The 19,914-nt window shown below is 74.1% G+C and carries 23 protein-coding genes; 12 read left to right on the top strand and 11 right to left on the bottom strand.

Going from position 1 to position 19,914, the window contains the following annotated elements; translation table 11 throughout:
* Nucleotides 1–52: 52 nt before the first annotated feature.
* Genes ACTG9Q_RS28060 through ACTG9Q_RS28050 form a run of 3 tightly spaced genes read right to left on the bottom strand, consistent with a single transcriptional unit; the run spans nt 53 to nt 2,792 of the window.
* Nucleotides 53–1,219, bottom strand: coding sequence for a kynureninase (locus ACTG9Q_RS28060; protein ID WP_455575928.1), 1,167 nt, complete (start codon nt 1,217–1,219; stop codon nt 53–55).
* Nucleotides 1,216–2,007: a tryptophan 2,3-dioxygenase gene (locus ACTG9Q_RS28055; protein ID WP_455575927.1), complete on the bottom strand. Its 792-nt coding sequence runs from the start codon at nt 2,005–2,007 to the stop codon at nt 1,216–1,218. Before ACTG9Q_RS28055 ends, ACTG9Q_RS28060 begins: the two co-directional genes overlap by 4 nt.
* Nucleotides 2,004–2,792, bottom strand: a complete 789-nt coding sequence (locus ACTG9Q_RS28050) for a PaaX family transcriptional regulator (protein ID WP_455575926.1) — start codon at nt 2,790–2,792, stop codon at nt 2,004–2,006. The genes ACTG9Q_RS28055 and ACTG9Q_RS28050 overlap by 4 nt, the downstream gene beginning before the upstream one ends.
* Nucleotides 2,793–2,872: 80 nt before the next feature.
* Here ACTG9Q_RS28050 and ACTG9Q_RS28045 point away from each other — a divergent pair, with 80 nt between their 5' ends.
* From ACTG9Q_RS28045 to ACTG9Q_RS27995, 11 genes are read left to right on the top strand one after another with little or no spacing between them, the layout of a single operon-like run.
* Nucleotides 2,873–3,712 carry an LLM class flavin-dependent oxidoreductase gene (locus tag ACTG9Q_RS28045; RefSeq protein ID WP_455575925.1) on the top strand — a complete coding sequence of 280 codons (840 nt, stop codon included), beginning with the start codon at nt 2,873–2,875 and terminating at the stop codon, nt 3,710–3,712.
* A complete protein-coding gene (locus ACTG9Q_RS28040) occupies nt 3,709–5,793 on the top strand; it encodes an FAD-dependent monooxygenase (RefSeq protein ID WP_455575924.1) in 2,085 nt (694 codons plus the stop codon). Before ACTG9Q_RS28045 ends, ACTG9Q_RS28040 begins: the two co-directional genes overlap by 4 nt.
* Nucleotides 5,775–6,506 carry a creatininase family protein gene (locus ACTG9Q_RS28035; protein ID WP_455575923.1) on the top strand — a complete coding sequence of 244 codons (732 nt, stop codon included), beginning with the start codon at nt 5,775–5,777 and terminating at the stop codon, nt 6,504–6,506. Before ACTG9Q_RS28040 ends, ACTG9Q_RS28035 begins: the two co-directional genes overlap by 19 nt.
* A complete protein-coding gene (locus tag ACTG9Q_RS28030; protein ID WP_455575922.1) occupies nt 6,506–8,014 on the top strand; it encodes a benzoate-CoA ligase family protein in 1,509 nt (502 codons plus the stop codon). Before ACTG9Q_RS28035 ends, ACTG9Q_RS28030 begins: the two co-directional genes overlap by 1 nt.
* Nucleotides 8,011–8,691 carry an SDR family NAD(P)-dependent oxidoreductase gene (locus ACTG9Q_RS28025; RefSeq protein ID WP_455575921.1) on the top strand — a complete coding sequence of 227 codons (681 nt, stop codon included), beginning with the start codon at nt 8,011–8,013 and terminating at the stop codon, nt 8,689–8,691. Before ACTG9Q_RS28030 ends, ACTG9Q_RS28025 begins: the two co-directional genes overlap by 4 nt.
* The gene (locus ACTG9Q_RS28020) at nt 8,688–9,509 is read left to right on the top strand and encodes an enoyl-CoA hydratase family protein (RefSeq protein WP_455575920.1); all 822 of its coding nucleotides are present in this window, start codon (nt 8,688–8,690) and stop codon (nt 9,507–9,509) included. Before ACTG9Q_RS28025 ends, ACTG9Q_RS28020 begins: the two co-directional genes overlap by 4 nt.
* On the top strand, nt 9,506–9,904 hold the full coding sequence (locus ACTG9Q_RS28015) for a RidA family protein (protein ID WP_455575919.1): 399 nt from the start codon (nt 9,506–9,508) through the stop codon (nt 9,902–9,904). Before ACTG9Q_RS28020 ends, ACTG9Q_RS28015 begins: the two co-directional genes overlap by 4 nt.
* Nucleotides 9,901–10,989 carry an acyl-CoA dehydrogenase family protein gene (locus ACTG9Q_RS28010; protein ID WP_455575918.1) on the top strand — a complete coding sequence of 363 codons (1,089 nt, stop codon included), beginning with the start codon at nt 9,901–9,903 and terminating at the stop codon, nt 10,987–10,989. The genes ACTG9Q_RS28015 and ACTG9Q_RS28010 overlap by 4 nt, the downstream gene beginning before the upstream one ends.
* 31 nt (nt 10,990–11,020) lie before the next feature.
* Nucleotides 11,021–11,647 carry a DUF4240 domain-containing protein gene (locus ACTG9Q_RS28005; protein ID WP_455575917.1) on the top strand — a complete coding sequence of 209 codons (627 nt, stop codon included), beginning with the start codon at nt 11,021–11,023 and terminating at the stop codon, nt 11,645–11,647.
* Nucleotides 11,644–12,126 (top strand): cation:proton antiporter regulatory subunit, encoded by a 483-nt coding sequence (locus tag ACTG9Q_RS28000; protein ID WP_455575916.1) that lies wholly within the window; start codon nt 11,644–11,646, stop codon nt 12,124–12,126. Before ACTG9Q_RS28005 ends, ACTG9Q_RS28000 begins: the two co-directional genes overlap by 4 nt.
* Before the next feature lie 9 nt (nt 12,127–12,135).
* On the top strand, nt 12,136–13,314 hold the full coding sequence (locus tag ACTG9Q_RS27995) for a cation:proton antiporter (protein ID WP_455575915.1): 1,179 nt from the start codon (nt 12,136–12,138) through the stop codon (nt 13,312–13,314).
* A gap of 87 nt (nt 13,315–13,401) precedes the next feature.
* Here the strand turns inward: ACTG9Q_RS27995 and ACTG9Q_RS27990 are convergent, their stop codons facing one another.
* The 8 genes from ACTG9Q_RS27990 to xerD all read right to left on the bottom strand — a co-directional run bounded on the left by ACTG9Q_RS27990 (nt 13,402) and on the right by xerD (nt 19,313).
* Nucleotides 13,402–14,142, bottom strand: a complete 741-nt coding sequence (locus ACTG9Q_RS27990) for a pseudouridine synthase (RefSeq protein ID WP_455575914.1) — start codon at nt 14,140–14,142, stop codon at nt 13,402–13,404.
* The gene (gene scpB / locus ACTG9Q_RS27985) at nt 14,129–14,839 is read right to left on the bottom strand and encodes an SMC-Scp complex subunit ScpB (RefSeq protein WP_455575913.1); all 711 of its coding nucleotides are present in this window, start codon (nt 14,837–14,839) and stop codon (nt 14,129–14,131) included. Before scpB ends, ACTG9Q_RS27990 begins: the two co-directional genes overlap by 14 nt.
* A complete protein-coding gene (locus ACTG9Q_RS27980; RefSeq protein ID WP_455575912.1) occupies nt 14,764–15,585 on the bottom strand; it encodes a segregation and condensation protein A in 822 nt (273 codons plus the stop codon). Before ACTG9Q_RS27980 ends, scpB begins: the two co-directional genes overlap by 76 nt.
* Nucleotides 15,582–15,890 carry a hypothetical protein gene (locus tag ACTG9Q_RS27975; RefSeq protein WP_455575911.1) on the bottom strand — a complete coding sequence of 103 codons (309 nt, stop codon included), beginning with the start codon at nt 15,888–15,890 and terminating at the stop codon, nt 15,582–15,584. The genes ACTG9Q_RS27980 and ACTG9Q_RS27975 overlap by 4 nt, the downstream gene beginning before the upstream one ends.
* On the bottom strand, nt 15,824–16,765 hold the full coding sequence (locus ACTG9Q_RS27970; RefSeq protein WP_455575910.1) for a ParA family protein: 942 nt from the start codon (nt 16,763–16,765) through the stop codon (nt 15,824–15,826). The genes ACTG9Q_RS27975 and ACTG9Q_RS27970 overlap by 67 nt, the downstream gene beginning before the upstream one ends.
* 90 nt (nt 16,766–16,855) lie before the next feature.
* Entirely contained in the window at nt 16,856–17,164 is a 309-nt protein-coding gene (locus ACTG9Q_RS27965) for an ArsR/SmtB family transcription factor (RefSeq protein ID WP_455575909.1), read from the bottom strand.
* Nucleotides 17,165–17,209: 45 nt separating this feature from the next.
* Nucleotides 17,210–18,214 (bottom strand): Gfo/Idh/MocA family protein, encoded by a 1,005-nt coding sequence (locus ACTG9Q_RS27960; RefSeq protein ID WP_455575908.1) that lies wholly within the window; start codon nt 18,212–18,214, stop codon nt 17,210–17,212.
* A gap of 172 nt (nt 18,215–18,386) precedes the next feature.
* Nucleotides 18,387–19,313 carry a site-specific tyrosine recombinase XerD gene (xerD, locus tag ACTG9Q_RS27955; protein WP_455575907.1) on the bottom strand — a complete coding sequence of 309 codons (927 nt, stop codon included), beginning with the start codon at nt 19,311–19,313 and terminating at the stop codon, nt 18,387–18,389.
* A 73-nt stretch (nt 19,314–19,386) separates the two neighbouring features.
* Between xerD and ACTG9Q_RS27950 the strand changes: the two genes are divergently transcribed.
* On the top strand, nt 19,387–19,890 hold the full coding sequence (locus ACTG9Q_RS27950; protein ID WP_455575906.1) for a DUF1707 domain-containing protein: 504 nt from the start codon (nt 19,387–19,389) through the stop codon (nt 19,888–19,890).
* Nucleotides 19,891–19,914: the final 24 nt, after the last annotated feature.

Raw genomic sequence — 19,914 nt, 5'->3', positions numbered from 1 at the left:
GCCACATTCTGCCTGGTCGCCCTGAGCCTCCCGCGCCCGGCCGCCGCGGGGCTCACCCGTGGCGGCGGCTGACCTCGCCGAGCGCGGCGATCGAGGCGCGCAGCTGGTCGTCACTGAGGTAGGGCGCCGGGCCGAAGCGCAGGTGCTCGCCGCGGTTGTCGGTGAGGACGCCGCGCTCGCGCAGGGCGCGCTGGAGGTCGGCGGCGTGCGGTGAGCGCAGGGCGAGGAACCCGCCGTAGGAGGTGCGCGGCAGGTCGCGGTCGCGGGTGATGACCCGCGGCGCCAGGTCCAGCGCGTCGAACTCCGTGGCCAGCAGGGTGGTCTGGTGCAGGGAGATGGCGCGCAGGGCGTGGTCGGTGAGGCCCTGCTCGGCGAAGAAGTCGGCGACGGCGGCGGCTCGGTAGTGGCTGGTGGGGTCGTAGGTGGAGCCCGCGAACCGGGTGCCGCCGGGGGCGTAGTCGACGTGGGCGGGGTCGCGTTCGGCGGCGAGGGTGTCGAACTCGGCGAACCAGCCGGTCAGCACCGGGCGCAGGCGCTGGGCGTGGGCGGGCAGGCGCAGGAAGCAGTTGCCCTCGCCGAGTTGGAGGTACTTGTAGCCGCCGCCGACGATCCAGGCGTCGGCCAGGCCCTGCTCGGCCAGCGGGAACGGGACGACGCCGAGGGCGTGGTAGGCGTCGACCAGCAGCTCGGCGCCGGAGCGGGCCGCGGCGGCGGCCAGGTCGCCCAGGTCCGGGACGACGCGCGAGGTCTCGAACAGCACCGAGGACACCAGCACGGCGGCGGTGTGGTCGTCCACTTCGGACGCCAGGCGCTCCACCAGGGTGTCGGCGGGCTCGGCGGGCACGCGGACGACCTCCAGACCGGCTTCGGCGAGCCGGGCGACCTGCCTGCGCAGGGTGTGGAACTCGCCGTCGGTGGTGACCAGGCGCGGGCGGGCGGCCAGGTCCAGCGCGGAGAGCAGCCGGATCACCAGCTCGTGGGTGTTCTGCCCGAGGGCGATGTCGCCGTCGGGGTCGGCGAGCAGCTCGCCGAAGTACGACCGGACGCGGTCGGCCTTGGTGAACGCGTCGAGCCACTTGCCGTCCACGTGGGACGCCGCGGCGTCGAACGCCGCGAGCTGGGCGTCGCGGGCGACGTCGGGCCACGCCTGGTGCGAGTGGCCGGTGAGGAGCAGCCGCGAGGCGACGTCGAAGCGGGTGTAGTGCTCGGCGAGGCTCACAGGTCGCCCCGGACGGCCCACAGGTCGGGGAAGACCGGCGTGAACAGGGTCCGGCGGAGGTATTCCGCGCCCGCTGAGCCGCCGGAGCCCATCTTGTCCCCGATGGTGCGCTCCACCATCTTCATGTGCCGGTAGCGCCACTCCTGCATGCCCTCGTCCAGGTCGACCAGGTGTTCGGCCACCGCGGACGGTCCGGAGTCGTCGTCGTAGACCGACAGCAGCACCTGCTGGAACTCCGGTGACGGCGTCCACGCGGTGCTGACGTCCCTCGACGCCACAGCGGGGGGCACCTCGTACCCGTGCGCGAGCAGGTAGGCCACGAAGGAGTCCATCAGCGACGGCCGCCTCATCGCCGCCTCGATGCCCGCGCGCTGGGTCCCGCCCGCGGCGTAGTGGGCGAAGGCGCCCCGGTCGCGGCGGCCGAGCACCGCCTCCAGCTCGCGGAACTGGGCGGACTGGAAGCCGCTCGAGGAGTCGAGCCGGGCCCGGAAGCTGGTGAACTGGCGCGGGGTCATCGTCTCCAGCACGTCGATCTGGGCGACGACGACCTTGAGGATGGTCAGGACGCGGCGCAGGGTCCGCACGGCGTGCGCGGTGTCACCGGCGGCCAGCCGGGCCTGCAGGTGGGTCAGCTCGTGCAGGATCTGCTTGAACCACAGCTCGTACACCTGGTGGATGACGATGAACAGCGGCTCGTCGTGCTCGTCGGAGCGGGGGCGCTGGGCGCCGAGGACCTCGTCGAGGGCCAGGTACGAGGTGTAGGTCAGGGCGGCCGACTGGTCGGTCACGGCGTCATCACTCCGTTGAAATGCCGCAGCGCCGGGGTTTCCAGCGTGGGGTAGAGGTGGTGGAAGAGCCGCACGGCGGCGGCCCGGTCGGGGGGTGGCGCGAGCAGGTCGGCGGGCAGCTCGGGGTCGAGCAGGGCGAACTGCCGGAAGGCGTGCACGAGCCGGACCCGCAGGTGGAAGGCGGCGGCGTCGTCCTCGGCGCGCGCGCGGCCGAACTGGTCGGCGAAGGCGGTGTAGCGGGCGGAGAGGGCGTCGAGGTCCCACACCCGGCGGACGAACTCGGAGAAGTCCGGCACGGGGGCGCCGACCATGAGCCCGGTGTGCTTCTCGACGCCGAGGTCCGCGCACAGCGCCGAGACCTGGTCGGCGCGGTCGTGGGCGGCCAGCCAGGTGCCGTCCTGGACCTGCCCGAAGCCGAGGAAGCGCAGCCTGCGGACCAGGCGGGCGCGGGCGTCGCGGCGGTCTTCCGGGATGGCGTGCCAGAGCACCGTCCACGCCCGCTCGGCGCGCTCGGCGCCGAGGCCGAAGATCCGCTCGTCCCCCTCGGCGAGCACGGCCAGCGCGTGCGGGGTGAGGGTGTAGTGCACGAGCCTGCCCGCCTTGGCGCGGTCGAGCAGCCCGGCGTTGACCAGGCGGGTGAGGGCGACGCGGCTGGCGCCGGGAGTGAAGCCGAAGCCGCCGAGCAGCGTCACCAGTCCCCCGGACCACACCGCGGCCGTCGCGCGCGGTCGCAGGTGCGCCCCGAGGATGGACAGGACGAGGTCCTGGGGGGCGGTCTCGGGCACGTCCGCAGTTTAGTTGACACCCCACCCGAGTCAATCGTAATGTTTTGGTCGATGGCCGAGCACACAGGGTGGTGTGGCTGGTGAAGGTCGGAATCGGACTGCCCACAACCGTCCCGTCGGTGGACGGGCCGGGCCTGCTGGACTGGGCGCGGCGCGCCGACGCGGGCCCGTTCAGCACGCTCGCCGTGCTCGACCGGCTCCGCTACGACAGCGTCGAGCCCTTCGCCGCCCTGTCCGCCGCCGCGGCGGTGACGACGCGCGTCGGCCTGGCCACGATGATCGCCATCGGCCCGCTGCGCTCCCCCGCCCTCCTGGCGAAGCAGGCCGCCGCGGTCGAGGCGTTCGCCCCCGGCAGGCTCACCCTCGGGCTGGCCGTCGGCGCCCGCCGCGACGACTACGAGACCGCGGGCGTCGACCACCGCACCCGCGGCCGGGCCCTGTCCACCCAGCTGGCCTACCTGCGCGGGGAGTTCCCGTCCTCGGGCATCGGCCCGGCCCCGCTCTTCGGCGCGCCGGGCATCGGCCTGCTGGTCGGCGGCACGAGCGGCGCAGCCCTGTCCCGCATGGCCCGCTACGGCGACGGCCACGCCCATGGCGGCGGCCCGCCGCGCGCGTTCGGCTCCGCGGCGACCAAGGCCAGGGCGGCGTGGCAGGACCTGGGCAGGCCGGGCGCGCCGCTGCTGTGGGGTCAGGGCTACCTCGCGCTGACCGACGCCGACCGCGGCCGCGGTTACCTGCGCGACTACTACGCCTTCACCGGTCCCTTCGCCGAGCGGATCGCCGCGAGCGCGCTGACCGACGCCCGCGCGGTCCGCGACTTCGTCCGCGGCTACGCCGACGAGGGTTGCGACGAGCTGATCCTGTTCCCCACCACGGCCGACCCGGCGGAACTGGACCGGCTGGCGGAGGTGCTGGCGTGAGGGCGGCGATCGTCGGCGGCGGGCCCGGCGGGCTCTACCTGGCGATCCTGCTGCGCAAGGCCGGGCACGAGGTGACCGTGTTCGAGCGCAACGCCCCCGACGCCACCTTCGGCTGGGGCGTGGTGTTCTCCGCGGGCACCCTCGGCGCGCTGCGCGATGCGGACGCGGCCACCCACCAGGAGATCACCGACTCCTTCGCGCGCTGGAGCGCCGTGGACATCAGGTTCGGCGGCAGGCTGGTCCACGCCAAGGGCCACGAGTTCACGGCCATCGCCAGGACCCGGCTGCTGGCGATCCTGCAGCGGCGGGCGCACGCCCTCGGCGCGGACCTGAGGTTCGGCGTCGAGCTCGACGCGGCGCCGCAAGCCGACCTCGTGGTCGCCGCGGACGGGGCCAACAGCCGATTCCGCGACCCCGAGCGGTTCGGGGCGAGCGTGCGGCCCGAGGGCGGCAAGTACGTCTGGTTCGGCACCGACCGCCCGCTGGACGCGTTCACCTTCGCCTTCCAGGAGACCGACCACGGCCTGTTCCAGGCGCACGCCTACCCCTTCGACGAGCACCTGGGCACCTGGATCGTGGAGTGCGCCGAGCCGGTGTGGCGGCGGGCCGGGCTCGACGGGGTCTCGGAGGAGGAGAGCATCGCCTTCTGCGAGGAGGTCTTCGCCGAGGACCTCAAGGGCCACCGGCTGCTGTCCAACCGGTCGCGCTGGCTGGACTTCCCCCGCGTCCGCTGCGCGCGCTGGTACGACGGCAACACCGTGCTGCTCGGCGACGCCGCCCACACCGCGCACTTCTCGATCGGCTCGGGCACCAAGCTGGCGATGGAGGACGCCGTCGCCCTCGCCGACGCGCTGAGCAGGCACGGCGAGCTGACCGCGGCGCTGGCCGAGTACGAGGGGGAGCGACAGCCGGTGGTCGAGCGGTTCCAGCGGGCCGCGGCCGACAGCGCGGCGTACTTCCTGAACGCCGGGCGCTACACCGGCTTCGAGCCGGTGCAGTTCGCCGTCAACCTGCTCACCCGCAGCGGCCGGGTGTCGCACGCCAACCTCGCCGCGCGCGACCCGGACCTGGTGCGCGTGGCCGACGCGTGGTTCGCGGGCGCGGGCGGGCGGATACCGAGGGGTGCGGTGACCGCGCCGCCGCTGTTCGCCCCACTGGACGTCGGCGGCCTCGCGCTGCCCAACCGCTGGGTGTCCGAAGTGGACTCCGCAGACGCGCTGGACGCCGCGCGGGCGGGCGCCGGACTGGTGTCGGTCGGCCCGGTGGCGGTCTCCCCCGAAGGCCGGGCCCGCCTCGACACGCCGGTCCTCGACTCCTCCGGGCCGTGGGACGCGCTGGCCGACGCGGTGCGCGCGGTCGGGGCGCGCCTGGCCCTGCGCCTCAGCCACGCCGGGGCGCGCGGCGCCACCCGGCCACCGGCCGAGGGCGCCGACGTCCCGCTGCCCCGCCCCGAGCGCTGGCCGCTGCTGGCCGCCTCACCGGTGCCCTACGGCCCCTTCGGCGACACCCCCGCGGAGATGACGGGCGCGGACCTGGACCGCGTGCTCACCCACTTCGCCACCGCCGCGGGACACGCCCGGCAGGCCGGGGTGGACGTGCTGGAGCTGGACATGGCCGACGGGCACCTGCTCGCAGGCTTCCTCTCCCCCCTGACCAACCGCCGCGCCGACGCCCACGGCGGCGACCGGCGCGCCTACCCGCTGGCCGTCCTCGACGCCGTCCGCGCCGCCTGGGCCGGGCCGCTCGTGGTCCGGCTCTGCGTGGCCGACCTCGCCCCCGGCGGCCTCACCCCCGACGACGGCGTGGCGATCGCCCGCGAGGTCCGCGCCCGCGGCGCCGACATCGTGCACGTGCGCGCCGGGCACACCGTCGCCGAGACCCGCCCGGAGTACGGGCGCGGCCACCTGACCGCGCTGTCGGACCGGGTGCGCGCCGAGGCGGGCGTGCCCACCCTGGTCGGCGGCTACCTGACCACGGCCGACGAGGTCAACACCATCCTGGCCGCGGGCCGCGCCGACCTCTGCGTGCTCACGCCCCGGCCCACGCCACTGGAGGAGCTGGTATGCACTTCGGCGAGCTGACCTCGGTGGCGGCGGGCGAGCTGACCGCCGACCCACCGGTCCTCCTGCTGCCCATCGGCGCGATCGAGCCGCACGGCCCGCACGCCCCGCTGGCCACCGACCTGCTGATCTCCGCGGGTATGTGCGAGCGCGCCGCCGCCCGCGGCCGGGTGCTGGTCCTGCCCGCCCTGCCCTACGGCGTCACCCGCTACGGCGCCGCGTTCCCCGGAGCGGTGGGCATCGAGGAGGACACCCTCCACGACCTCGTCGTCCAGGTCTGCGCTTCCCTTGCCGCTCAAGGCTTCCCGCACGTGGTGATCGTCAACAACCACTTCGAGCCCGAGCACGTCGCCACGATCCGCCGGGCCGTGGCGACGCTGGCCGAGCGCGGGGTGCGCACCGGGCACGTGGACCTGGTGCGGCGGGTGAACGCCCAGCGGCTGACCGAGGAGTTCCGCTCCGGCTCCTGCCACGCGGGCCGCTACGAGACCTCACTGGTCTTGGCCGAGCGACCCGACCTCGTCGACACCGAGGTCATGGCCACCCTCCCCCGCCACCACGTCGACATCCCCGCCCACGTCACCGCGGGCCGCGCCGACTTCCCCGCGATGGGCATGGACCGCGCCTACTGCGGCGCGCCCGCGGAAGCCACCGCCGCCGAGGGCCACGCCACCTTCGACACCCTCACCGAACTCCTCATGGACGCCATCGCCGACCTCACCGGGGACCGCTGATGGACGCCAACCTCGCCGCCCGCTTCCTCGACGCCACCCTCGAGCGCGGCGACGGTGAGCGCACCGCCCTGCTGACCGCCGACGGCCCGGTGACCTACGCCGCCCTCACCGACCGCGCCAACCGGCTGGCCGGCGTGCTGCGCGCGCTGGGCGTGCGGCCCGGCAGGCGGGTGCTGCTCGCCCTGGCCGACGGGCTGGACTTCGTCGCCGCCTGGTTCGCCGCGCAGCGGGTCGGGGCGGTCACCGCCGAGGTCTACACCTTCCTGCCCGCCAAGGACTTCGCGTACTTCATCGGCTACACCGACGCCGCCGTCATCATCGCCGACCCGCACACCATCGACCGCGTCCGCCAGGCGGGCACCGACGGCCGCCGCGTCCTGGTGGCAGACGCGGGCGGGCTCGCCCTGGGCGACAACGAGTTCGACCTGTCCGCCCTCGCCGAGGTCGCCGACCCGGACGCCGAGACCGCGCCTGTCGGGCCCGACGACGAGGTGCTGTGGAAGTTCACCACCGGCAGCACCGGCGCGCCGAAGGCGTGCGTGCACACCGCGCGCAGCCCGCTGCTGAGCCACCACAACTACGCCGAGGGCGTCCTCGCCCTGCGCCGCGACGACGTCGTCCTGCCCGTCCCCAAGCTGTTCTTCGGCTACGCCCGCGACCTGGCCGCGCTGTTCCCGTTCCGCGTCGGCGCCGCGGGCATCGTCTTCCCCGAGCGGACCACGCCCGAGCGGGTGTTCGCGCTCATCGCCGAGCACCGGCCCACCATCCTGGTCAACGTCCCGACGATGATGGCCGCGATGGTCGCCCACCCGAGCGCGGCCGAGCAGGACCTGGGCTGCCTGCGGCTGTGCACGTCGGCGGGCGAGGCGCTGCCGCCGGAGCTGCACCGCAAGTGGGCGGAGCGCTTCGGCGTCGAGGTCGTCGACGGGATCGGCTCCTCCGAGGCGTACCACATCTTCCTGTCCAACCGCCCCGGGACGCCGCGGCCGGGCACGATCGGCGTCCCGGTCCCCGGCTACAGCGCCCGCGTGGTCGACCCCGACGGCGACGAGGTGCCCGAGGGCGAGGTCGGCACGCTGGAGGTCAGCGGCGGCACCATCGCCCTGCGCTACGAAGGCGACCCGGACAAGTCCGCGCGCACCTTCCCCTGGCCCGGCGCGGTCCGCACCGGCGACCTGGTGACCCGCGGCCCGGACGGCGCCTTCACCTACCGCGGCCGCGCCGACGACCTGCTCAAGGTCAGCGGCGTCTGGGTCGCGCCAGCGGAGATCGAGCACTGCCTGGTCGGGCACCCCGCCGTGGTCGAGTGCGCGGTGGCGGGCCACGAGGTCGACGGCCTGGTGCGACCGTGGGCCTACGTCGTGGCCGACCGCGAGACCAGCCAGGACGAGCTGCGCGACTACGTCCGCGCCCGGCTCTCCCCGCACAAGACCCCGGAGCGCGTGGTCTTCCTCGACGGCCTCCCCCGCACCGCCAACGGCAAGCTGGACCGGAGGGCGCTGCCATGACGCGGGTCCTGGTCACCGGCGGCACCCGCGGCATCGGCGCGGCGATCGCCGCCCGGTTCGCCGCGCGCGGCGACGACGTCATCGCCATCGGGCGGGCCGACTGCGACGTGACCGACGAGGCCGCCGTCACCGCCCTGTTCGACCGGGTGGGCGCCGTCGACGTGCTGGTCAACAACGCGGGCGTGGCCACGAGCGCCCCGCTGGCGCGCACCACCGTCGAGCAGTGGCGCTCCGCGATGGACGTCAACGCCCTCGGCGCGTTCCTGTGCACGCGCGCGGCGCTGCCCGGGATGGCCGAGCGCGACCACGGCCGCGTCATCACCGTCGCCTCGACCGCGGGTCTGGCGGGCGCCCGCTACACCGCGGCCTACAGCGCCGCCAAGCACGCCGCCATCGGGCTGATGCGCGCGGTCGCCGCCGAGGTCGCCGGCACCGGGGTCACCTGCAACGCCGTGTGCCCGACGTTCGTGCGCACCGACATGACCGCCGAGTCCGTGCGCCGCATCGTCGAGCTGACCGGGCGCACCCCTGAGCAGGCCGAGCGGCAACTGGCCGCCGCGGCGCCGCTGGGCAGGCTGCTGGAACCCGACGAGGTGGCCGCGGCGGTGCAGTACCTGGCGGACGCGGCAGCGGTGAACGGCCAGGCGCTGGTCCTGGATGGAGGAGGAGTCACATGAGCCCGTACCGGGCGTCGCCGGGGTTCACCGGGGACTGGAAGCACTTCGGCTTCACCGTCGAGGACGGCGTCGCGACCGTGACGCTCAACCGGCCGGAGAAGCTCAACGCCCTCACCTTCGACGCCTACGCCGACCTGCGCGACCTCATCGCCGAGCTGCCCCACCGCGGCGACGCGAAGGTCCTCGTGCTGCGCGGGGAGGGCCGGGGCTTCTGCTCGGGCGGCGACGTCGAGGAGATCATCGGCGCGCTGCGCGGGCTCGACACCACCGGGCTGCTGGAGTTCACCCGGATGACCGGCGCGGTGGTCCGGGCGCTGCGGGAGTGCCCGCTGCCGGTGATCGCCGCGGTGAACGGGGTCGCCGCGGGCGCGGGGTCGGTGCTGGCGCTGGCCGCGGACTTCCGGCTGCTGGCCCGCTCGGCGTCCTTCGCGTTCCTGTTCACCCGGGTCGGGCTGGCGGGCGCCGACATGGGTTCGGCCTACCTGCTGCCCCGGCTCATCGGGCTCGGCCGGGCCACCGAGCTGCTGATGCTCGGCGACTCCGTCGACGCGGAGCGGGCCGAGCGGATCGGGCTGGCCACCAGGGTCGTCGACGACCTGCCCGCGGAGACGACCGCGCTGGCACGGCGGCTGGCCGACGGGCCCGCGCAGGCGTACTCGGCCACGAAGGTGCTGCTCACCCGAGAGCAGGACATGGACCTGGGCAGCGCCATCGAGCTGGAGGCCATCGCCCAGGCGCTGATGATGCGCACCGAGGACCACGCCGAGTTCTACGCGGCGTGGTCGGCAGGCAGGCGCCCGGTCTGGAGTGGACGGTGACCCGGCACCGGGTGGTGCCGGTGCCGGAGCTGGCGGCGCCGGTCGGGTTCTCCCACGCGGTGGTGGCCGCGCCGGGGACGACGGTGTACCTGGGCGGGCAGACCGCGCAGGACAAGGCCGGGGCCATCGTCGGGTCGAGCGTGGTCGAGCAGTTCGACGTCGCCGCGGGCAACGTGGTGACCGCGCTGCGCGCGGCGGGCGGCGGACCGGGCGACCTGGTGTCCATGCAGATCTTCGTCACCGACGTGGGCGCGTACAAGGCCGCGCTGGGCAGGCTGGCACCGTTGTGGCGCAAGCACTTCGGCCGCAACTACCCGGCGGTCGCGCTGTTCGGCGTCGTGGAGCTCTTCGACCGCGAAGCGATGATCGAGCTGGTCGGGGTGGCGGTCGTATGACCTTGCGCGAGCGCGCCGAGGAGTTGGCCGCCGGGCCGCTGAAGGACGCGGCCGAGCGGGGGATGCCGGGGCGGATCAACCGCGGGCTGCTGGCCGCGCTGGCCTCGCACGGCCTGCTGGAGCACGTCTTCCGGCGGTCCCAGCAGGGGTATTTGCCGATCTCGGCGGTCGAGCTGTGCCAGATCCGGGAAGGGCTCGCGCGGCACTGCACCGAGGCGGAGACGGCGTTCGCCCTGCAGGGGCTCGGCGCCTACCCGATGCTGCTCACCGGCCACACCGACCCCTGGCTGCCGGAGATCGCCGCCGGACGCGTGGCCGTGGGGTTCGCGCTGACCGAGCCCGACGCCGGTTCCGACGCCGCGGCGCTGGCCCTGGCCGCCAAGCCCGACGGCGGCGGCTGGCGGCTCAGCGGCACCAAGACCTACATCTCGCACGCGCCGGAGGCCGAGGTGTACTCGGTCTTCGCCCGCACCGGCCCCGGCACGCGCGGCATCACCGCCTTCGTCGTCCCCCGCGACAGCCCGGGGCTGACCGGCGAGCGCCTGGACCTGATGGCCCCGCACGCCATCGGCACCCTGCGCTTCGACGGTGTGCCGGTCACCGCCGAACAGCTGATCGGCGAGGTCGGCGGCGGCTGGGCGGTGGCGATGCGCACGCTGGACCTGTTCCGGCCCAGCGTCGGCGCGTTCGCCGTCGGCATGGCCCAGGCCGCGCTCGACGCCGCCGTCGCCCACGCGGCGCAGCGGCACGCCTTCGGCCGCGCGCTCTCGGCGTTCCAGGGGGTCTCGCACCAGCTCGCCGACGTGGCCACCCGGCTGCGCGCGGCCCGCCTGCTGGTCTACGACGCCGCGGCCGCCCACGACGCGACCCCCGGCGCCACCGGGCACCTCTCGGCGATGGCCAAGCTGTTCGCCACCGAGACCGCGCAGGTGGCCGTCGACCTCTCGGTGCAGGTGCACGGCGCCCGCGCGCTGGAGCGCGGCCACCTGCTCGAACACCTGTACCGGGAGGTGCGCGCGCCGCGCATCTACGAGGGGACGTCGGAGATCCAGCGGGAGATCATCGCGCGGAGCCTGTTCCGCTGAACTGTCGGTGCCAGGTGCGACCCTGATCATCGTGGCGCTGACAGGGATGGAGATGACAGCGGAGGCGTTCTGGGACCTGCTCCAGCGGGCCGCCGAGCGCCCCGACGAGCGCGAGCGCACCGAGTACGTGGTCGCCGAGCTGCTGCGGCTGCCCGCGCGCTGCGCCGGGCAGTTCCGGGAGCACCTGCTGGTCGCCCGCCACCGCGTCGACACCCCGGGCCTGCGGGCGGCGGCCCGGGTCGTCCTCGGCGGCCCGCTCGTGCACGACGCGTACTGGGAGTTCCACCTGTGGCTGCTGTCGCTGGGCGGCCCCGCGGTCGGCCGGGCGGTCGCGGACCCGGACAGCCTCGCCGAGGTGCCGCGGGTGCGGGCGCTGGCCGGTGGCTGGGCGGTCGCCGACCACCCGGGCTGGGCGTCGCTGGCCGCGGCCGTGGACTGTGCCCCCGTGGACTGCGCGACTACGGACTGCGCGATTACGGACTGCGCGGCTATGGACTGCGCGGTTACGGACTGCGAGGCTGTGGACTGCGCGCCCGCGCCGCGGCCGGTCGCCGAGGGTCCCACGCCCCCGCTGCCCCGCCTGACCGCGCTGTTCGGCGCGACGCCCCGCCCGGCGCGGAACGAATCCGACGCCGCGGTTGTTACGGTGGTGTGGTGAACGTCGAGGTGACCCCGCTGCCGGGCATAGGCACGCGTCAGGACTTCGTGGTCCGGTCCGGCAGGCGGATCGGGGTGATCACCTACCGTGACGGCCACTTCGACCTCATCGTGTCGAGGCAGGACGACCCCGACTCGTGCGTGGCGTCGATCCCGCTGACCGTCGAGGAGTCCGGGGCCCTGGCCAACCTGCTCGGCGCGCCGCTGCTGGTCGCCCAGCTGGAGGAGCAGCACCGGGAGGTCACCGGCGTGACCACCCGCCAGCTCCCGCTGTCCCCGCGCACCCCCTTCGACGGCCGGACGCTGGGCGACACCGCCCTGCGCACCCGCACCGCCGTCTCGGTGGTGGCCATCGTGCGCGGCGGCACGGTCCACCCGTCACCCCGGCCGGACTTCCGGCTCGCCGGGGGCGACATGCTGGTGACGGTCGGCACGGCCGAAGGGCTGGCCAAGGCCGTCGAAGTCCTCGAAACCGGCTGAGGGCAGGGCGTGGAGCACACCGCGATCTCGCTGATCGAGCTCGGGGCGGTCTTCTTCGGCCTGGGCCTGCTCGGCAGGCTGGCCTGGCGCATCGGGATCTCCCCCATTCCGTTCTACCTGGTCGGCGGCCTGGCCTTCGGCGCGGGCGGGCTGATCCCGCTGGAGGGCATCGAGCCGTTCACCGAGATCGCCGGGGAGATCGGTGTCGTCCTGCTGCTGCTGTTGCTCGGCCTGGAGTACTCGGCGGCCGAACTGGTCACCGGGATGCGCCGCTCGTGGCTGGCCGGGCTGCTCGACATCGTCCTGAACGCCGTGCCCGGCGCGGTGGTGGCCCTGCTGCTCGGCTGGGGCCCGGTCGGCGCGCTGGCGATGGCCGGGGTCACCTACATCTCCTCCTCCGGCATCGTGGCGAAGGTCCTGGGCGACCTGGGCAGGCTGGGCAACCGGGAAACCCCGGTCGTGCTGTCGATCCTGGTGTTCGAGGACCTGGCGATGGCGATCTACCTGCCCATCCTCACGGCGCTGCTGGCGGGGGCGACCCTGCTCGGCGGGCTGACGGCGGTGGGCATCGCGCTGGTGGCGATCACCGTGGTGCTGGTGATCGCCCTGCGCTTCGGGCGGTTCGTCTCGATGCTGGTGGACAGCCCCGAGCCGGAGGTGTTCCTGCTGCGGGTGCTGGGGGCGGCGCTGCTGGTGGCCGGGATCGCCTCGCAGCTGCAGGTCTCCGCGGCGGTGGGGGCGTTCCTGCTGGGCATCGCGATCTCGGGCTCCACCGCGGAGAACGCGACGAAGATGCTGGAGCCCCTGCGGGACCTGTTCGCGGCGGTGTTCTTCGTGGTGTTCGGGCTGAACACCGATCCACGCGACATTCCGCCGGTGCTGGCGTACGCGCTCGCGCTGGCCGTGGTCACGACGCTGACGAAGGTGGCGACCGGGTGGTTCGCGGCCCGGCAGCAGGGGATCGGCCGGATGGGCCGGGCCCGCGCGGGCGCCGCGCTGGTGGCCCGCGGTGAGTTCTCCATCGTCATCGCCGGGCTGGCGGTCAGCGCGGGCGCGGTGGACAGCCAGCTGGCCCCCCTCGCGACGGCCTACGTGCTGCTGATGGCGATCATCGGCCCCATCGCGGCCCGCGTGGTCGAACCGGTCGCGACCGCGGTGCAGCGCCGGTTACGGCCCACGCCCGCCTGACGGCGTGGGCCAGGCCGTGTCCTGGACGTGGAGCACGGCCTGGCCGCACCAGCCTGCGTGGTAGCGCGCCTAGATGTGGAGCACGGCCTAGAGCCCGACCGCCGAGTACAGCGAGCCGACCTCGCCGCGGTTCAGCGCCCGGATCGAGCCCGGCCGCTGGTTGCCCAGGACGACGTCGGCGATCCTGGTGCGGACCAGGCTGGAGACCGGGTAGCCGACCTCGGCCAGCATGCGGCGGACGATGTGCTTGCGGCCCTCGTGGATCACGACCTCCAGCAGCGCCCGGTGCCCGAAGTTGTCGACCAGCTTGAACGAGTCGACCTTCACCGGGCCGTCCTCCAGCTCGATGCCCTGGCGCAGCGTGCGGCCCACGTCGCGGCCCACCGGGGCGGCGACCTCGGCCAGGTAGGTCTTCTGCACCCCGAACGACGGGTGCATCAGCCGGTGGGCCAGCTCGCCGTCGTTGGTCAGCAGCAGCAGGCCCTCGGTGTCGGCGTCCAACCGTCCGACGTGGAACAGGCGCTCGGTCCGCTGGCGCAGGTAGTCGCCCACGCACGGCCTGCCCTGGTCGTCCTCCATTGTGGAGTGGACCCCGCGCGGCTTGTTCATCGCCAGGTACACCCGGTCGTCGCGCACGTTGACCCGGACCCCGTCGACGTGGATCACCGCCGTCAGCGGGTCGACCCGGCGGCCCTGGGTGCGGACCACCTCGCCGTCCACGCTGACGCGGCCCTGCTCGATCAGGTCCTCCGCGGCACGGCGGGAGGCGATACCCGCCTGGGAGAGGACTTTCTGCAGCCGGATTCCTTCCGGACTACCCAACGACATCGTCGATCGCATCCACTTCTGGCAACAGCGGAGCGATCGGGGGCAGGTCCGTCAGCGACGTCAGCCCCAAGCGCTCCAGGAACAACTCGGTTGTGCGGTACAGGTGGCCGCCGGTCTCGGGGTCGGTGCCGGTCTCCTCGACCAGCCCGCGCACCACCAGCGTCCGCATCACGCCGTCGACGTTGACCCCGCGCACCGCGGCCACCCGCGCACGGGTCACCGGCTGACGGTAGGCGATGACCGCCAAGGTCTCCAAGGCGGCCCTGGTGAGCTTGCTCCGCTGGCCGTCGAGCAGCAGCTTCTCGACGAACGGCGCGTAGGCGTCGCGGGTGTAGAAACGCCAGCCCTCGCCGGATCGGCGCAGGTCGATGCCCGAGCGGCGGGTGGTGTAGCCGTCGGCGAGGCGGTGCAGGCCCAGCCTGACCCTGGTGGCCGAGGCGCCCAGCGCGCCCGCGAGGGCGTTCTCGTCGACCGGGGAGTCCACGACGAGCAGGACCGCCTCCAGCGCGGCGTCGAACACCGCGTCGTCATCCAGCGGCTCCCGCTCCTGGAACTCCTCGTCCTCCACGGCCACCCCAACGTCCGGCTGAGGCTCGTCCCGTGGGGCGTGGCCCTCCTCGATCACCCGTACTCCTCGTCCTCGGTTGCGAAGACCGCCGCGGCCGCCTTGGCCTCCTCGACGGTCCCGCCGGTCCACTCCACCCGCAGCTCGCCGAGCGGCTCCGCCTGGTCGAACAGGACCGTGGCCTCCCGGTAGAGCTCCAGCAGGGCCAGGAACCGGGCCACGATCTCGATGTTGTGCTCGCAGTCGGCGGTCAGCTCGGCGAAGGTCAGCGTCCCGTGCTCGGCCAGCCGGACGCGCAGCAGGGCGGCGGTCTCCCTGACCGACACCCGGCCCATGTGCAGGTGATCGATCGACACCTCGGGCGGCGGCTTCGGCCGGAACACCGCGGCGGCGATCTCGGCGAAGCGGGCCGCGTCCACTCCCAGCAGGACCTCGGGCAGCAGCGACTGGAAGCGGTCCTCCAGCGCCACCGAGCGCGGGTAGCGGCGCAGCGCACCCGCCTCCAGCTCGCTGAACAGCGCCGCCACCTGCTTGTAGGCCCGGTACTGCAGCAGCCGCGCGAACAGCAGGTCCTTGGCCTCCAGCAGCGCCAGGTCCTCCTCGTCCTCGACGTCGCCCGCGGGCAGCAGCCGGGCGGCCTTGAGGTCGAGCAGGGTGGCGGCGATGACCAGGAACTCGGTGGTCTCGTCGAGGTCCCACTCGTGGCCGACGCGGTGGATGTGGGAGATGAAGTCGTCGGTGACGCGGTGCAGGGCCACCTCGGTCACGTCGAGCTGGTGCTGGGAGATCAGCTGCAGCAGCAGGTCGAAGGGGCCCTCGAAGTTGGCCAGCCGGACGGTGAACCGGCCGTCGGCGGGCGGGTCGGCCACGGCGGTCACGGCCCGCTGTCCCGGCGCAGCCGCCGCACCAGGACCGACTCGGCGCCGTTGTCGGCGAGGTCGGCCAGGGCGACCGCCACCGCCTCGCGCACCACGCGGCCGCGGTCGACGGCCACGCCGTGGTGGGCGCGCAGCGCGAGCCGGGCGTGCTCCAAGGCCAACAGCTCCTCGTCGGAGACGTAGACGGTGATCTTCGTGTCGTGCTTCTGCCGGGGCGAGCCGCCCTTGGGGCCTGCGGTCACCGGGCGATCACCTCGCGGGCGAGCTGGCGGTAGGCGCGGGCGCCCGCCGAGCGCGGCGCCCACGTGGTGATCGGCTCCCCGGCGACGGTCGTCTCCGGGAAGCGCACGGTGCGGTTGATGACGGAGTCGAACACGGTCTCGCCGAACGCCTCCACCACCCGCGCCATCACCTCGCGGGAGTGCAGCGTACGCGGGTCGTACATGGTGGCCAGAATCCCGGTGATGTCCAGCTTCGGGTTGAGCCGTTCGCGGACCTTCTCGATGGTGTCTATCAGCAGCGCGACCCCGCGCAGGCTGAAGAACTCGCACTCCAGCGGGATGAGCACGCCGTCGGCGGCGGCCAGCGCGTTGATCGTCAGCAGCCCGAGGGAGGGCTGGCAGTCGACGAGGACGTAGTCGTAGTCGGCGATGATCGGGCGCAGCGTGCGCAGCAGGGCGTGCTCGCGGCCGACCTCGGAGACCAGCTGCACCTCGGCCGCGGACAGGTCGATGTTGCTGGGCAGCAGGTCCATGTCCTCGACGCAGGTGCGCAGGACGACGTCGCGCAGCTCGACGGTCTGGCCGATGAGCGCGTTGTAGATCGTGCGGTCCAGCTGGTGCGCCGGGATGCCGAGGCCGACCGACAGGGCGCCCTGCGGGTCGAAGTCGACCAGCAGCACCCGCCTGCCGAACTCGGTCAGCGCGGCGCCCAGGTTGATCGTGGACGTGGTCTTGCCGACGCCGCCCTTCTGGTTGCAGATCGCCAGCACCGTGGCCGGGCCGTGGCGCTCGAGCAGCGGCGGCTCGGGGATGACCCGCCGCGGCCGCCCGTTGGGGCCCAAACCGGTGGGCGCGAGGTCGTCGACCAGGTCGTCGTCGGCGTCGGTGGCGGCGCGCGGCGCGATGCTCAGCTCCACAGCGCCACCGTGCCGGGCTCTCGGAGGCGGAAGTGTCGACATGGCGATCTAGCTCCTTGTCGCCTGCGGTCGGTCTCCACCGCAGCGTAAGTGCGCGCGGGGGACCCACCAACACGGCTCGCCGTGGACGGATCAGCTGTTCGCGCTAGTGAGCGCGCCCACAACGGCGTCCAAGAGCCCGGGGAAGGCCCGGTCGAGGTCGTCCCGGCGCACCGACAGCAACCGCTGGGTGCCGTCCGGCCGGGTGTGGGTGACCCCCGCCTCGCGCAGCACCCGCAGGTGCTGGGAGAGCGTCGACTTGGCCACCGACACCTCCAGCGCCCCGCACGACATCTCCCCCTCGGCCATCAGCTGGGCCACCACCGCGAGCCGGGTGGGGTCGCTGAGCGCCGCCAGCACGGCGGGCAGGCTCAGCTCCCGCGGCTCGTCGACCTCGCTCATCGGGCACCTCCGGGCGCACAGGTTAGACCGCGCGCGGGGCCCCTGTCAGCCGTCGGCCGGGTATCGCACCCCCAGGTCAGCACGGGCCCGGTCCATGAGCGCCATGATGGCCACCGTCTCGGCGAGCGGAACCAGCGGGCTCTCGGCCAGGCCCGCGCGCAGGCAGCGCTCCACCTCGGCGACCTGCGGGCCGTAGCCGTTGCCCGCCAGCGCCTCGGTGCGCACCTCGGTTCCCGCGGCGCGGGTGTGCACGGTCAGCTCCGACGGCCGGTAGAGCGGGGTGCCGATCCGCAGCCAGCCCTCGGTGCCGGTGACCAGGACCTGGCACGGGGTCGACGCCTCCGTCGTGCAGGCGACGTGGGCGTAGCGGTCGTCCTCATAGGACCACTGCATCGCCAGCGTGGAGTCCGAGCCGGTGGGCGAGAGGTGGCCGGTGGTCGCGAGGCCGCTCGGCTCGCCGAGGAACAGCCAGGCCGCGGTCGCGGAGTAGACGCCGAGGTCGAGCAGGGCGCCGCCGCCCGCGCCCAGGTCGAACAGCCGGTGGGCGGGGTCGAAGGGGAAGCGCTGGCCGTGATCGGCGGTGACGCTCAGCACCCGCCCGATGGCACCGCCCTCCGCCAGCTCCACCGCGTGGCGGACCAGCGGGTTCATGCGCATCCACATGGCCTCCATGCAGAACACCCCCTGCCTGGCGGCGGCGTCGACGACGTCGCGGGCCTGCGCGGCGGTGAGCGTGAACGCCTTCTCCACCAGCACGTTCTTGCCCGCCGCGATGGCGAGCAGGGCGTGCTCGTGGTGCTGGGCGTGGGTGGTGGCGATGTAGACGACGTCGAGGTCGGGGTCGGCGACCAGCTCGGCGTAGGAGCCGTAGGCGCGCGGCGCGCCGAGGCGGTCGGCGAGCTTGCGGGCGCGGGCGGCGTCACGGGCGCCGACGGCGGCGACCTCGCTGTCGCGCGACGCGGCGATGTCAGCGCCGACGGCGCCCGCGATCCAGCCTGCGCCGAGGATTCCCCAACGAAGCGGGCGGTCGGAAGGAACAGAGATGGTCACGATTCAGAGCCTAGTGCCCCGACTCGGAGCCTTGGCCATGTATCGGCGTGTCCAACGGTGTGGCCGGCAAGGCGCCGGGACGTCGTCGTACTGGTTGTACGGAGGCGTCCCGGCAACGCGGCCAGGCGCGTCGTGGGCGTGTCGAGACGTGGTGAAGGTTCCGGGTCGGGCGCTAGCCCAGGGCGCGTGGGTGGGCGCTCACGTACACCTCCTGCAGCGTCGTGACCGTGACGAGGGTGTAGATCTGCGTCGTGGTCACCGAGGCGTGGCCGAGCAGCTCCTGGACCACCCGGACGTCGGCGCCGCCCTCCAGCAGGTGGGTGGCGAAGGAGTGGCGCAGGGTGTGCGGGGAGACCGTGGCGGCGATGCCCGCCGCCCCGGCCGCGGTCTTCAGCGCCGTCCACGCGCTCTGCCGGGACAGCCGCCCGCCGCGCACGTTGAGGAAGACCGCGTGCGAGCCGCGCCCACCCGAGGCCAGCACCGGGCGGGCGCGCACGAGGTAGGCGTCCAGGGCCGCCAGCGCCGGGCGTCCCACCGGGACCATCCGCTGCTTGCCGCCCTTGCCGTCCAGGCGCACCGACCGGTCGGTGGGGTCGATGTCGTCGAGGTCGAGGCCGACGGCCTCGGAGATGCGCGCGCCGGTGGAGTACAGCAGTTCCAGCAGCGCGCGGTCCCGCAGCCCGCCGGGGCCATCCGGCGCGGGGGTGTCGAGCAGCCGCAGGACGTCGTCCACCGGGAGCGCCTTGGGCAGCCGCCGCGGCGGGGTGGGCGGCTTGACCTCGCGCGCCGGGTCGTGGGCGGTGATCCCGTCCAGGACGGCGAAGCGGTGCAGCCCGCGGACGGCGACGAGGGCGCGGGCGGCGGAGGACGCCGCGAGCGGGGGGTGGTCCTCGGTGCCCTCGCGCAGGGTGGCCAGGAACGCCGAGACGTGCCGCTCGGCGACCCCGGCCAGGTCCTCGATGCCTTGGGCGCTCAGGTGATCGCGGTAGCGGCGCAGGTCGCGGGTGTAGCCGTCGAGGGTGTTCACCGAGGTGCCGCGCTCGACGGCCAGGTGGTCCAGGTAGCCGTCGACCACCTGCTCGACACGGGAGGACGCCACCCGGGTGAGGGTAACGGCTCGGGCCGCGAGGGAACGCCAACGCCCGCCCTGCCGTCCACGTATCGTGGCGACCGTGAACGACCCAGGGGGAGACGACCTCCGCATCGGAACCGCTGAGCGCGAGGACTCGATGCGCGTCCTCGGCGAGCACTTCGGCGCGGGTCGGCTCTCCGTGGACGAGTACGAGCAGCGGGTCGACGCGGTGGTCACCTCCACCACGCGCGGGGACCTGCGCGCGCTGTTCGCCGACCTGCCCGCGCCGTACCCGCCGTTCATGGCGCCGCCGGTGTGGGCCGCTCCCCCGCCGCCGCCCGCGCCCGTGTACTACGGGCCGCCGCCGGTGTACCCGCACTACGCGCCGCCGCCGGTGATGTACTCGCCCAAGTCCAAGGTCGTCGCCGGGCTGCTGCAGATCCTGGTCCCCTTCGGCGCGGGCCGCTTCTACACCGGCCACTACGGCATCGCCGTCGCCCAACTCCTGACCTGCGGCGGGTTCGGCGTCTGGTGCCTGATCGACGGGATCATCCTGCTCGTCAGCGGCGGCACCGACGCCGAAGGCCGCAGGCTGATCGACTAACCCCGCCTAGCGCAGGCCCCGACC

It is taken from the genome of Actinokineospora lacus (assembly GCF_053813445.1).
The sequence above is the reverse complement of the archived record's forward strand: the minus strand, read 5'-3'. Positions and strand labels throughout refer to the sequence as shown.

Excerpts from the sequence above, each read along its gene's own strand:
- ACTG9Q_RS28035 (WP_455575923.1), top strand. The coding sequence starts at position 5,775 with ATGCACTTCGGCGAGCTGACCTCGGTGGCGGCGGGCGAGCTGACCGCC.
- ACTG9Q_RS28030 (WP_455575922.1), top strand. The coding sequence starts at position 6,506 with ATGGACGCCAACCTCGCCGCCCGCTTCCTCGACGCCACCCTCGAGCGC.
- ACTG9Q_RS28025 (WP_455575921.1), top strand. The coding sequence starts at position 8,011 with ATGACGCGGGTCCTGGTCACCGGCGGCACCCGCGGCATCGGCGCGGCG.
- ACTG9Q_RS28020 (WP_455575920.1), top strand. The coding sequence starts at position 8,688 with ATGAGCCCGTACCGGGCGTCGCCGGGGTTCACCGGGGACTGGAAGCAC.
- ACTG9Q_RS28010 (WP_455575918.1), top strand. The coding sequence starts at position 9,901 with ATGACCTTGCGCGAGCGCGCCGAGGAGTTGGCCGCCGGGCCGCTGAAG.
- ACTG9Q_RS27990 (WP_455575914.1), bottom strand. The coding sequence starts at position 14,142 with ATGTCGTTGGGTAGTCCGGAAGGAATCCGGCTGCAGAAAGTCCTCTCC.
- ACTG9Q_RS27970 (WP_455575910.1), bottom strand. The coding sequence starts at position 16,765 with ATGTCGACACTTCCGCCTCCGAGAGCCCGGCACGGTGGCGCTGTGGAG.
- ACTG9Q_RS27965 (WP_455575909.1), bottom strand. The coding sequence starts at position 17,164 with ATGAGCGAGGTCGACGAGCCGCGGGAGCTGAGCCTGCCCGCCGTGCTG.